This window comes from Neisseria sp. CP9 (genome assembly GCF_047758525.1).
Taxonomy (GTDB): Bacteria; Pseudomonadota; Gammaproteobacteria; order Burkholderiales; family Neisseriaceae; genus Neisseria.
The window spans coordinates 2,830,064-2,841,804 of sequence record NZ_CP180502.1; the positions used below are offsets into that span (position 1 = coordinate 2,830,064).

Here is an 11,741-nt window from a genome sequence, read left to right on the forward strand (position 1 = left end):
ATTTTCGCAAGAGGTCTAATAGAGAAAGCATCCGCCGCCGTCATTGACGCCACCATTATTCAGACCGCCGGCAGCAAACAGCGTCAGGCCATAGAAGTCGATGAAGAAGGACAAGTCAGCGGACAAACCACACCGAGTAAAGACAGCGATGCCCGCTGGACAAAGAAAAACGGTTTATACAGACTCGGTTACAAACAACATACCCGCACCGATGAGGAAGGCTATATCGAGAAACTGCACATCACCCCCGCCAATACCCATGAGTGCAACCACCTGTTGCCTTTGTTGGAAGGTATAGCCAAAGATACGACCGTCTATGCCGATAAAGGCTACGACAGTGCGGAAAACCGGCAACATCTGAAAGACCATCAGTTGTTGGACGGCATTATGCGCAAAGCCCACCGCAACCGTCCGCTGACGGAAGCGCAAACCAAACGTAACCGGTATTTGTCGAAGACCCGTTATGTGGTGGAACAAAGCTTCGGTACGCTGCACCGTAAATTCCGTTATGCGCGGGCAGCCTATTTTGGTCTGCTCAAAGTGAGTGCGCAAAGCCATCTGAAGGCGATGTGTTTGAACCTGTTGAAAGCGGCTAACAGGCTAAGTGTGCCTGTTGCTGCCTAAAAGGCGGCCCGGATGCCTGATTATGGGGCGTCCGGGGAGGATTAAGGGGGCATTGGGTAGAATTAGTGGATATTTGAAACGAAAACAGCCGAAAATCTTTGTTTAGGTTTCGGCTGTCGGGGGAAAAGGAATTTTGCAAAGGTCTCAAGAGGATTCTCCTCTTTTACAAATTTTTCGAGATTAGAGAAGTTAATAATTTTTCCATTTAAGCTAAATTCGTCACAAGTTTCAGAAGATGATAAAGTAATCACTTGTGAATCAGATTGTATCTTGTGCTTTCTATCAAACTCTAATGAACAACTAGATTCATTTAAAGTAGCATCATCTAAGTCAACCTTTCTTTGCCCCAAAGTAATCCCATTTAAGGAATTATTCAAAATTTTCAACATTTTGCTTATCTCCTATTTAATCTACGGCCTTCTGTCTTGGTAATATGCCCTTCACTAATTGCATAATCGATCATCTTGCCTGCTTTTCTGAATTTGCCTTTATCAATTAATTGCGCCTCTATCGGGAGAGACGGCTTCAAAGGAAGTATTGTCTTTCAAAAACTGTAAATAATGCTAGGATTTCTTGCCATCAAGGTCGTCTGAAAAACAGTTTTCGTAAAGTCGAAACCTTGTTTCAGACGACCTTTCGTTTCGCTTAAAGCATTTCTTATTATGCGGTATTTCATATAAAATACCGGTCTAAATGCCGTCTGAAACAAAGGTTGCTCAAGCCAATACCTTTATTTCAGACGGCCTGCCTTTCAAAATATCCCCTCTGAGGAACACTCCATGCCAGACTACCGCTCCAAAACCTCCACCCACGGCCGCAATATGGCGGGTGCGCGCGCATTGTGGCGCGCTACCGGCGTGATGGAAACCGACTTCGGCAAGCCCATCATCGCCGTTGCCAACTCTTTCACCCAATTTGTGCCCGGCCATGTCCACCTGCACAACATGGGCCAGCTGGTTGCCCGCGAAATCGAAAAAGCCGGCGCCATCGCCAAAGAATTCAACACCATCGCCATCGACGACGGCATCGCCATGGGACACAGCGGCATGTTGTACTCCCTGCCCAGCCGCGATTTGATTGCCGACTCCATCGAATACATGGTCAACGCCCACTGCGCCGACGCGCTGGTGTGCATTTCCAACTGCGACAAAATCACTCCGGGAATGCTGATTGCCGCTATGCGTCTGAATATCCCGACCATCTTCGTTTCCGGCGGTCCGATGGAAGCGGGCAAGGTTATCGGCGTGGCCAACATTCAACCCGAACGCCGCTTGGACTTGATTGACGCCATGATTGAATCGGCGGACGACAATGTCAGCAACCAGCAAGTCGAAGAAGTCGAACAGAATGCCTGCCCAACCTGCGGCTCCTGCTCCGGCATGTTCACCGCCAACTCTATGAACTGCCTGACCGAAGCGCTTGGCTTATCCTTGCCCGGCAACGGCTCCTACCTCGCCACCCACGTCGGCCGCAAAGAATTGTTCCTCGAAGCCGGCCGCATGATTGTCGAAATCACCAAACGCTATTACGAACAAAACGACGAAACCGTGTTGCCGCGCAGCATCGCCACCAAAAAAGCGTTTGAAAACGCCATGACCATGGACATTGCCATGGGCGGCTCTACCAACACCATCCTGCATTTGCTTGCCGTTGCCAACGAAGCGGGCGTGGATTTCAAAATGGCCGACATCGACCGCTTGAGCCGCGTCGTGCCCTGCATTTGCAAAACCGCGCCTAACAACCACGACTACTACATGGAAGACGTACACCGCGCGGGCGGCATCTTCGCTATCCTGAAAGAATTGGACAAAGCAGGCAAGCTGCACACCGACGTGTACACCATCCACGCGCCGACGCTGAAAGACGCGATTGAAAAATGGGACGTGACCAATCCTGAAAACACCCACGCCATCGAACGCTTCAAAGCCGCGCCCGGCGGCGTGCGCACCACCCAAGCGTTCTCGCAAAACCGCATGTGGAAAACCCTCGACCTCGACCGCGAAAAAGGCTGCATCCGCAACGTCAAACACGCCTACTCGCAAGACGGCGGTTTGGCTGTATTGTTCGGCAACATCGCCGAACGCGGCTGCGTGGTGAAAACCGCAGGCGTGGACGAGAGCATCCTCAAATTCACCGGCCGCGCCCGCGTGTTTGAAAGCCAAGAAGCCGCCGTCGAAGGCATTTTGGGCAACCAAATCGTCGCCGGCGACATCGTCATCATCCGCTACGAAGGTCCGAAAGGCGGCCCCGGCATGCAGGAAATGTTGTATCCCACCAGCTACCTGAAATCCAAAGGCTTGGGCAAAGCCTGCGCCTTGCTGACTGACGGACGCTTCTCCGGAGGTACATCAGGCCTCTCCATCGGCCATGCTTCGCCCGAAGCGGCGGAAGGCGGCGCCATCGGTTTGGTGCACGAAGGCGATACGATTGAAATCAACATTCCCAACCGCAGCATCAACCTGAAAGTGTCCGACGAAGAACTCGCCGCCCGTCGTGCCGAAATGGAAGCGCGCGGCAGCAAAGCGTGGAAGCCGGAAAACCGCGACCGCTACGTTTCCGCCGCCCTGCGTGCCTACGGTGCCATGGCGACTTCCGCCGACAAAGGCGCGGTACGCGATGTGTCGCAAATCGAGCGATAAAATAGTGCGGTAATAAAGGTTTTCAGACGACCATACGGTATCGTAGGTCGTCTGAAAATCTATTATCGTTCCAACAATACCTAAAGAAAGGACGCTGAAATGATTGACACCCTGATTATCAATGCACATCCTGATCCACATTCTACTGCTTCCGCCACCAACCGCATGGTTGCCCACCTGTTGACCAAACTGCCCGCAGGCAGCGTGCAAACGGTCAATTTGGCAGAAGCTGATATTCAGCCTTTGGATAAGGCGGTTCTGGAAATGTTTACTGTTACCCTGTTTCAAGGGCAACAACCGAACGAAGAACAGGCTGCGCTGAAAGCTCGGCTGATGTCGGTAGTGAACCAAGTCAAATCCGCCCGCCGCCTCGTTATCGCCTACCCCATGTATAACTTCGGCATTCCCGCCCTACTGAAAAACTGGCTGGACAATCTGGTTATACCCAGCGAAACCTTCCGCTACGGCGAAGACGGTACGCCGAAAGGTTTGATGGGCGAGCATAAAGTGCTGCTGTTGCAGGCCAGCGGCAGCGTTTATAGCGAAGGTCCGATGGCGCAAATGGATTTCGCCTCAAGCTATTTGAAAACATTGCTTGGCGGCTTCTTGGGCTTTGCCTCCGTGGATACCGTTTATGCCGAAGGTACGGCAGGCGACTGGGAAGCCGCAGTCCAACGTGCTTGTGCAAAAATTGATGTTGTGTACGACTATTTTGCTGCTTAAAGGTCACAGACAATCGGAGGTCGTCTGAAAACTCAAAACAGCCTGCATTAATTTCATTGTACAAACTGCCTACAAATAACGGCTGAATACCGCCAAAATTTGGAAAGGATATTCCAATGAGCATTTCTTTTCACATCAAAAATCCAAAAAAACTATTTCGCCACATGCCCGTATTAACTGTGCAGGAATGTTTCCAGCTTTCATCGCAGCCGTTGGCACAATTTTCATTTGATGAACACGATGAAGATTTTGATTTGCAGCAATTTCAAGCCCTGCCCTTATCCGACTTCGAATGTCTGCTGCTTGGCGTAAACGAAAAAAGCGGCAGGGGATTTGAACTATCCTTTGATGAAGACACACAGGAATACGCAGTGCGGGAGTTCACGCCCAGCACTTTGGAAGACTGGCAAATCGCCCTGCAATATCTTGCTGATTTAGCTCGCGCGCTCAAACAGCCGATTACCTGCGAAACCGGTGAAACTTTCACCGCCGACACCATCCAAACCTTCGATTTCAAACCAGACATACAGGCCGGTATATCCATGGTGCCTTTTGAAGATGAAGACGAAATACAAAACTATAAATTCTACGGCGTTACCCGCCCTGTGGCACTAAACAAAGAGATTCGCGACAAAATTCTAGCCGACAACGACCCACTCGCAGCCTTCAGCCGCCTGATGCGTGAAACCCAATGGCTGGATGCCTATTCCGCTCATCAAATGATTGGGAAAAATAGTGACACGGGAGAGCTCGTCGGCTTTTATGTCTTAAACCCTGAACTGCCGACTATCCTGCCCTACCAACCCGAAATAGAATACGGCACGGATCTCGATATTTCCAACAACGATATCAGCAGCTGGAGATTGATTTTTACCAACGATGACGATTCACCTACCGAGCTGCCCTACGAAACCTTTATCGCACGGCTACCCAAAGAAAAATACCGCTTTATTGACGCAGCGTATATTCTGCTGGAAGCATTCACGAAAGACGAATTGGCTCAGCTTGCCATCGAATAATGCTCAGGCAATCACCATTTAAAAAATGAGGCAATCAAAATGATGGTAAACAAGTTTCAGATTATCCCTTTTAAAGGCGTGGATTTAGGCGACAAATTTTTTGAGCTTGGTAAAACCAATGAGCAAATTATCGCCGAATTTGGAGAGGCCAGCGAAGTGGTGCAAAACAACCTTTTGAATATCAGCACAGAGTACAGGTTTGCCTGTGAATTAAAATATAGGGCAGACAAACTTGTTGCCGTCATTTGCAACAAACATACCAACCCCATGCTTGGCGGCTTAAACTTCTTTACAGCCGAAGACCTAGAAAAAATCAAGCAGCAGAATGATTTTATTGAAGAAAAATCGTATATTACCTTTCCTGAACTCGGTATCTGCATTGGTGGTATGAGTCAAAAACGCATACCGGAGGGCAAAGCCGCCATCGTTTTTGCCAAAGAAGAAACTAAGTTGACAGATTTTTGGCAAAATAAAGTCAAAAAGAAACCTTCGGAAGCAGAACCTCATGAAGTAAAAATCTCATCCTTTGAAGGCGTAGAAACAAATAGTAAATTTTTCAAACTCGGCAATACCATGCAACAAATCATTGCCGAATTCGGCAAAGCAGAAAGAGTATTGCAACACAACATCTTAGGATGTACTTTTGAAACACGAGGTTCGTGCGAATTACAATATAAGGAAAACAGGCTGGTTGCCGTCACTTGCAATCAATACACATATCCTATTTTCAACGGCTTGAATCTCTTTGAAACTGAGAGCATAGAAAAACTAAAAAACGAACATCATTTTCTCGAAGGAAAACATTACCTCACCTTTCCAAGCCTAGGAATCTGCATCGGCGGCATGTCCCAAAAAAGAATACCTGAAGGTAAATTGGCTCTGGTTTTTACCCGGAGTGAAACCGACATATATGAATTTTATGCCGAAGATTAATCCATTAAGCGATGCCATACCACAGCAATATTCTTAGCAAAATACAAAAAGGTCGTCTGAAAACAGAAACCCAATCCTGTTTTCAGACGACCTCTTAGATTGTCAATCAACTTAATTAGTGATGATGACCGTGCGGGCCGTGAACGTGGCCGTGTGCGATTTCCTCTTCAGTCGCATCGCGCACGCCGTCAACTGTCGCTTTGAACAAGATTTTCATGCCGGCAAGCGGATGGTTGCCGTCAACTACGGCTTTGCCGTCCGCCACGTCGGTTACGCGGTAAATCAAGACGTCGCCGGTTTCAGGATCATCGGCTTCAAACATCATGCCTACTTCCACATCGACAGGGAATACGCTGACATCTTCAATACGCACCAGGCTGGGATCTTGCTCGCCGAAAGCGTCATCGGGTGACAGCGCGACTTCAACGGTATCGCCGACGTTTTTCTCGTGCAAAGCTTCTTCCACCAAAGGGAAAATGCCGTCATATCCACCGTGCAGATAGACGATGGGTTCTTCGGTTTTGTCCAGCAGTTGGTTGTCCGCATCGTACATTTCATAGTGAAGCGAAACCACAGAATTTTTTTCAATAGCCATTTTTTATCCTTTATCATGACCGTTTATCAAAACAGGTTTTCTTTATTGACAACCCTCTGCCAACAAATCTGAAGCATTCTAACACACCGCCGTCATGCACGGAGATTTATCGCAAAATTATCAAAACTAACAATTATAAATTAATACGCACAATATTTAACATATTGCACGTAAAAGCGTAAATTTTGATAATCTTTATATCTATGTAACTTTTTTACAACTTTTTGCTTTTATGCGCAACAACTGCCCGCATTTCATTCAAACCGATTGAAAACAAAGGCCCATAGCGCATTATTCAAATGTAAACGCATGAAATAAATAAATTTTACTATACAATTTATTTCAAATGTACATTGAATAACAGCCAATGCGGACTAGTTTCACCCCCGTCTTTCGTCCATTTCAGATTGATTAAAAATTACTAATTCGTCCGTATCGTTGCACCGAAGCACCCTGTGGGGCATAATGCAGGAAATTCAGCAATGAATTTTTACTCTAAATGAAACGACTTATATGTCGTTTTGTTGTTTTGTTCTACTTAAATCGATTTAAAGAAGGTTCTCAAAATGAAAAAATCTCTGATTGCTGCTGCTCTGTTATCTTTGGCTTTGGCTGCTTGTAACAAAGGCGCTGATACTGCTGCTCCTACCGCTTCCGGTGCTTCTGAAACTGCTGCTTCTGCCGCTTCTTCTGCAACTGGTGCCGCTTCTGCAGCTTCCTCTGCAACTGAAGCCGCTTCTGCAGCTAACACCGCTGCTTCTGCTGCCAACACTGCCGCTTCTGCAGCTAATACCGCTGCTTCTGCTGCAACTGGTGCTGCTTCTGCTGCTAGCTCAGCTGCTGCTTCTGCCGCTTCTGCTGCAAAATAATATTTTTACAGTTAAAAAAGCAGGATACGGATTGTATCCTGCTTTTTTATTTTTCAGACGACCTTTACCGTTTTTCGCGCCCCTTATCCACTATATAATCCCCGTACACATATAAACCATTCCTGCTTCCCGCCATGTCCAATCTGTACGACCGCTTTCTTGAATTCCTTTCTTCCGCCGAAATCCTCGAAGCCACTCCGGCTCTTCTAAACGACCAGCGTCGCCGTTTTGTTTCCGAGCCCGACATCATCTTGCAACCGCATTCCACAGAAAATGTACAAAAAATCATGCGGTTTTGTTTTGAACACCGTATCCCCGTTACCCCGCAGGGCGGCAATACCGGTTTGTGCGGCGCGGCGGTAGCCTCCAGCGGCGTGCTACTCAATCTCTCCAAAATCAGCTGCATCCGCGAAATCAACCTTGCCGATAACAGCATCACCGTCGAGGCGGGCGTAATCCTGCAAAATGTCCAAAAAGCGGCAGCCGAAGCAGGCAGGCTGTTTCCTCTCAGTCTTGCCAGTGAAGGCTCGTGTGAAATCGGCGGCAACATCGCCTGCAACGCCGGCGGATTAAACGTTTTACGCTACGGCAGCATGCGCGACTTGGTATTGGGCTTGGAAGTCGTCCTGCCCAATGGCGAACTTGTTTCCCATCTCCAACCGCTGCACAAAAATACCACCGGCTACGACCTGCGCCACCTCTTTATCGGCAGTGAAGGCACGCTCGGCATTATCACCGCCGCCACGCTCAAACTCTTCGCCCGTCCGCAAACCACAGCCACCGCGTGGGTAGGTTTGGATGACATCGAATCTGCCGTACAGCTTTTAACAGCCGTACAAGGGCATTTTGCCGAACGCCTCACCAGTTTCGAGCTGATCAGCCGCTACGCTTTGGCATTGTCTTCCGAGTTCAGTCATCTGAAACAGCCGACCGATGCAAACTGGCACGTCCTGCTCGAACTGACCGACTCCGTTCCCGATACTGCGCTCGACGAAAAACTTGCCGAGTTTCTCTATCAAAACGGCAAAGAAAACAGCATCATCGCTCAATCCGAACAAGAACGCCTCGATTTGTGGACGCTGCGTGAAAACATTTCCGCCTCCCAGCGCAAGCTCGGCACCAGCATCAAACACGACATCGCCGTCCCGATTGCCCAAGTCGCCGCCTTTGTCCGTCAATGCGCCCCCGCCTTGGAAGCCCGTTTTCCTGGCATACAAATTGTCTGCTTCGGACATTTGGGCGACGGCAGCCTGCATTACAACACTTTCCTGCCTGACGTTTTGAGCAACGACGCTTACCGCTACGAAGATGCCGTCAACACCATCGTCTATGAACACATCCTCGCCTGCCACGGCACCATCGCGGCGGAACACGGTATCGGCACCATCAAAAAACACTGGCTCCCCAGCGTCCGCAATCCGTCCGAAATCGCCCTGATGCGCGCCATCAAAGCCCAGCTTGATCCGCACGACATCATGAATCCGGGCAAGCTCCTGCCGTAAGCAATATTTCAGTATAGTGGATTAACTTTAAACCAGTACGGCGTTGCCTCGCCTTAGCTCAAAGAGAACGATTCTCTAAGGTGCTGAAGCACCAAGTGAATCGGTTCCGTACTATCTGTACTGTCTGCGGCTTCGTCGCCTTGTCCTGATTTAAATTTAATCCACTATATTTGCCAAAATCGAAAAGGTCGTCTGAAAACCTAATCCCAGTTTCAGACGACCTTTGACATGGTTCGCAGATTGCACTCAAGGCAATATTGCCTCAGCCCAATCAACCCACAGCACAAACTATTTTTCTTCCCTGCGCCTGCGCTTCAACAAAATGCGTACAGCGCCGTCATTGCCTTCCCTCGGCTCGATATAAGCCAATACATCGGGGTGCTGCATCAGCCAGCGGCGCGTCATGTTTTTTAAAACAGGTTTGTAGCCTGACGAGCCCAAACCGCTGCCGTGGATGATTTCGGCGCATACGCCACGCTTTTGGGTAAATTCGATAAATTCGTTTAAAACCTGTTGTGCCTCTTCCTGCGTGTAGCCGTGCAAATCGACATCGGCGACTACGGGATAATGCCCGTTGCGCAGACGTTGCAAGTCATTCTTGCCTTGTCCGTTTTTACTGAACGAAGCGGGCGGTTCATCCCAAGAAGTGCCGCTGCCGACATAAAAATAATCTTCAGCTGCCAAACTTTCCTGCTCTTTCGGGCGGGGTTTGATGGGCGTTTTATCACGCGGCGCTTCATAGCGCGGCGCGGTTTTCAACGGCGTAACTGCGCCTACGGCTTTGGCGAAATCGATATTCTCTTCCTCGCGCTTCTTCGCCAAGGCTTTCTCCTGCGCCCGCGCTTCGGCTTCTTTTTTGGCTTGCTTGCCTAATGCTTTCAAGGCGGATTGGAAATCTGTTTTCATCATGGGGATATTTTGAGGTTTAACATGGAAAACACATTTTCAGACGACCTCGGCGTTCCTATGTACAGGTCGTCTGAAAACGGCTTATAGATATTTGCGCATCAATTCGCACTTGACCTTGACGTCTTTGTTCAACTGCAATACGGCAGAACCCAAAGATTCGTAGTGGTTCAAGCGGTAGAAAGGAACGGAATTGAGCGAGGCGTACAGTTTCAAAAAGCTCAAACCCGCCTGATGGGCAAGCTCTTCGGCACGGCGCAGCAAGGCTGTACCCAAGCCGTGATTATGAACGAAGGGATGGACATACAGCGCGTCCAATTGGGCTTCTTTGAAGTCCACTTGGAAAAAACCCTGTATGGTGCCTCTGTATTCCACCACCCAAAAGGCTTTGCCGGGATCGGAAATGGTTTCGAGGTAGCTGTCGATATCGAGCAGGGCTTCCCATGCATGCAATACTTTATCGTCGTAACTGCGGATGCAGGTATATTGGACGGCGTGCAGATGGGCATTGTGTATGGCTTGGCAGTCTTGCGCGACTGCGGGACGGAGTATGGTCAGAAGGCTCATGGCAAGATGTGTTGTAAGATGTATTGTAATGCGTGTTCAGACGACGTTTTCTTCATAAACAGACAAGGGGTCGTCTGAACGCTGTTTCCGATATTATATTTTATATTCAAAGGCTTTGATGTAATTTTCCCGCTACTTCAAAAGCAGCATCGGCATCGGCAGCCAAGACAGTGAAATGCCCCATTTTGCGGCCTTTCCGCGCGGCTTTTTTGCCGTATAGGTGTAAATGTGCATTCGGATGGCTTTGCAACGGCAGCCAATTCGGTTCTCCGCCGTCTTCCTGCCAAACGTCGCCCAAGATATTCGCCATGCAGCATGAAGAAAGCAAGTTGGTGTCGGCGGGCGGCAGGTTGCACATGATGCGTACCTGCTGCTGGAACTGGTCTGCGGCGCAGGCATCCAGCGTATGGTGGCCGGAATTGTGCGGGCGCGGGGCGATTTCGTTGACGACCAATTCATGCGTGTCGCCGACGACGAACATTTCTACCGCCAACACGCCGACATAATCCAATTCGTCCGCCAATCGTTGTGCCATCTGCCGCGCCTGTTGCTGCACGTCGGCACTCAGCCGCGCGGGGACGATGGAATAAGCAAGGATGCCGTTTTCGTGGATGTTTTCGGCGGGGTCGAAGGTTTGCACATTTTCATTGTTCAGACGACATACGATCACGGAAATCTCGCCGCGCAAATCCACCATTTTTTCTAAAACGCAATCCACGCCGCCGTGTTCGGCAAACGCGGCTTTGAGTTCGTCCACTGTTTTGACGCGGATTTGACCTTTGCCGTCGTAACCCAACGTAGCCGTTTTAAGGATGCCGGGCAGGAATTGCGCGCTTGCTTCGCTGATGTCGTCTGAACGGCAAACTGCTTGATACGGCGCGGTTTGCAATCCCGCTTTGCGTATCCACCCTTTTTCCTGAATACGGTTTTGCGCGATGGCAACGCAGTCGCCGCTGGGGGAAACGTTGGTATGTTTTGCCAGAAAGCGCATCGCGTCGGCATTGACGTTTTCAAATTCAGTGGTAACCGCCGTGCATTTTGCCAACTCGTCCAAAGCGGCTTGATCGTCAAACGGCGCGCACAAATGGCGGTCGGCAAATTCCGCCGCCGGCGCGTTCGGATCGGGGTCGAGAACGGTGACTTTGTAGCCCATGGTTTTGGCGGCAACGGTAAACATTCTGCCTAATTGTCCGCCGCCGAGGATGCCGAGCATGGCGGGCGGGAGGATGGCGGATGAGTTCATCAGCATTTTGAGGTTCCACTAAAATTTTCCCGAAATTGTAACAAACCTGCTTATAGAGATAAATGTTAAAACGCCTTTTATAGTGGATTAACTTTAAACCAGTACGGCGTTGCCTCGCCTT

At 49.4% G+C, this 11,741-nt stretch carries 11 protein-coding genes and 1 pseudogene; 7 read left to right on the top strand and 5 right to left on the bottom strand.

Going from position 1 to position 11,741, the window contains the following annotated elements; genetic code table 11:
* Nucleotides 1-18 precede the first annotated feature (18 nt).
* A pseudogene (locus ACMYUL_RS13765) lies at nucleotides 19-624 on the top strand (IS5 family transposase); the annotation flags it as partial.
* Between the two features lie 62 nt (nucleotides 625-686).
* Here ACMYUL_RS13765 and ACMYUL_RS13770 read toward each other — a convergent pair.
* A complete protein-coding gene (locus ACMYUL_RS13770) occupies nucleotides 687-1,013 on the bottom strand; it encodes a hypothetical protein (protein ID WP_415771184.1) in 327 nt (108 codons plus the stop codon).
* Nucleotides 1,014-1,403: 390 nt separating this feature from the next.
* Here ACMYUL_RS13770 and ilvD point away from each other — a divergent pair, with 390 nt between their 5' ends.
* The 4 genes from ilvD (at nucleotide 1,404) to ACMYUL_RS13790 (ending at nucleotide 5,938) form a co-directional block, all read left to right on the top strand.
* Complete coding sequence (ilvD, locus tag ACMYUL_RS13775) at nucleotides 1,404-3,263, top strand: dihydroxy-acid dehydratase (RefSeq protein ID WP_415771186.1); 1,860 nt, start codon at nucleotides 1,404-1,406, stop codon at nucleotides 3,261-3,263.
* 99 nt (nucleotides 3,264-3,362) lie between these two features.
* Entirely contained in the window at nucleotides 3,363-3,986 is a 624-nt protein-coding gene (locus tag ACMYUL_RS13780; RefSeq protein WP_070512058.1) for an FMN-dependent NADH-azoreductase, read from the top strand.
* Between the two features lie 116 nt (nucleotides 3,987-4,102).
* Nucleotides 4,103-5,005: a DUF4299 family protein gene (locus ACMYUL_RS13785; RefSeq protein WP_415771188.1), complete on the top strand. Its 903-nt coding sequence runs from the start codon at nucleotides 4,103-4,105 to the stop codon at nucleotides 5,003-5,005.
* 39 nt (nucleotides 5,006-5,044) lie between these two features.
* The gene (locus ACMYUL_RS13790) at nucleotides 5,045-5,938 is read left to right on the top strand and encodes a hypothetical protein (protein ID WP_415771190.1); all 894 of its coding nucleotides are present in this window, start codon (nucleotides 5,045-5,047) and stop codon (nucleotides 5,936-5,938) included.
* 115 nt (nucleotides 5,939-6,053) lie between these two features.
* Here ACMYUL_RS13790 and ACMYUL_RS13795 read toward each other — a convergent pair whose 3' ends face one another.
* Nucleotides 6,054-6,533 (bottom strand): FKBP-type peptidyl-prolyl cis-trans isomerase, encoded by a 480-nt coding sequence (locus ACMYUL_RS13795; RefSeq protein WP_009311725.1) that lies wholly within the window; start codon nucleotides 6,531-6,533, stop codon nucleotides 6,054-6,056.
* Between the two features lie 566 nt (nucleotides 6,534-7,099).
* On the opposite strand from ACMYUL_RS13795, the gene ACMYUL_RS13800 reads away from it, so the two are divergent.
* The gene (locus ACMYUL_RS13800; protein WP_049224223.1) at nucleotides 7,100-7,402 is read left to right on the top strand and encodes a hypothetical protein; all 303 of its coding nucleotides are present in this window, start codon (nucleotides 7,100-7,102) and stop codon (nucleotides 7,400-7,402) included.
* A 134-nt stretch (nucleotides 7,403-7,536) separates the two neighbouring features.
* The gene (locus tag ACMYUL_RS13805) at nucleotides 7,537-8,904 is read left to right on the top strand and encodes an FAD-binding oxidoreductase (protein WP_415771193.1); all 1,368 of its coding nucleotides are present in this window, start codon (nucleotides 7,537-7,539) and stop codon (nucleotides 8,902-8,904) included.
* A gap of 288 nt (nucleotides 8,905-9,192) precedes the next feature.
* Here the strand turns inward: ACMYUL_RS13805 and ACMYUL_RS13810 are convergent, their stop codons facing one another.
* The 3 genes from ACMYUL_RS13810 to ACMYUL_RS13820 all read right to left on the bottom strand — a co-directional run bounded on the left by ACMYUL_RS13810 (nucleotide 9,193) and on the right by ACMYUL_RS13820 (nucleotide 11,620).
* Nucleotides 9,193-9,810 carry a Smr/MutS family protein gene (locus ACMYUL_RS13810; RefSeq protein WP_415772974.1) on the bottom strand — a complete coding sequence of 206 codons (618 nt, stop codon included), beginning with the start codon at nucleotides 9,808-9,810 and terminating at the stop codon, nucleotides 9,193-9,195.
* Nucleotides 9,811-9,894: 84 nt separating this feature from the next.
* Complete coding sequence (locus ACMYUL_RS13815) at nucleotides 9,895-10,377, bottom strand: GNAT family N-acetyltransferase (RefSeq protein WP_003756935.1); 483 nt, start codon at nucleotides 10,375-10,377, stop codon at nucleotides 9,895-9,897.
* A 106-nt stretch (nucleotides 10,378-10,483) separates the two neighbouring features.
* Entirely contained in the window at nucleotides 10,484-11,620 is a 1,137-nt protein-coding gene (locus ACMYUL_RS13820; RefSeq protein WP_415772976.1) for a 5-(carboxyamino)imidazole ribonucleotide synthase, read from the bottom strand.
* Nucleotides 11,621-11,741: the final 121 nt, after the last annotated feature.

Coding starts and splice junctions, on each gene's coding strand:
- ACMYUL_RS13770 (WP_415771184.1), bottom strand. CDS start 1,013: ATGTTGAAAATTTTGAATAATTCCTTAAATGGGATTACTTTGGGGCAA.
- ilvD (WP_415771186.1), top strand. CDS start 1,404: ATGCCAGACTACCGCTCCAAAACCTCCACCCACGGCCGCAATATGGCG.
- ACMYUL_RS13780 (WP_070512058.1), top strand. CDS start 3,363: ATGATTGACACCCTGATTATCAATGCACATCCTGATCCACATTCTACT.
- ACMYUL_RS13785 (WP_415771188.1), top strand. CDS start 4,103: ATGAGCATTTCTTTTCACATCAAAAATCCAAAAAAACTATTTCGCCAC.
- ACMYUL_RS13790 (WP_415771190.1), top strand. CDS start 5,045: ATGATGGTAAACAAGTTTCAGATTATCCCTTTTAAAGGCGTGGATTTA.
- ACMYUL_RS13795 (WP_009311725.1), bottom strand. CDS start 6,533: ATGGCTATTGAAAAAAATTCTGTGGTTTCGCTTCACTATGAAATGTAC.
- ACMYUL_RS13800 (WP_049224223.1), top strand. CDS start 7,100: ATGAAAAAATCTCTGATTGCTGCTGCTCTGTTATCTTTGGCTTTGGCT.
- ACMYUL_RS13805 (WP_415771193.1), top strand. CDS start 7,537: ATGTCCAATCTGTACGACCGCTTTCTTGAATTCCTTTCTTCCGCCGAA.
- ACMYUL_RS13810 (WP_415772974.1), bottom strand. CDS start 9,810: ATGAAAACAGATTTCCAATCCGCCTTGAAAGCATTAGGCAAGCAAGCC.
- ACMYUL_RS13815 (WP_003756935.1), bottom strand. CDS start 10,377: ATGAGCCTTCTGACCATACTCCGTCCCGCAGTCGCGCAAGACTGCCAA.
- ACMYUL_RS13820 (WP_415772976.1), bottom strand. CDS start 11,620: ATGAACTCATCCGCCATCCTCCCGCCCGCCATGCTCGGCATCCTCGGC.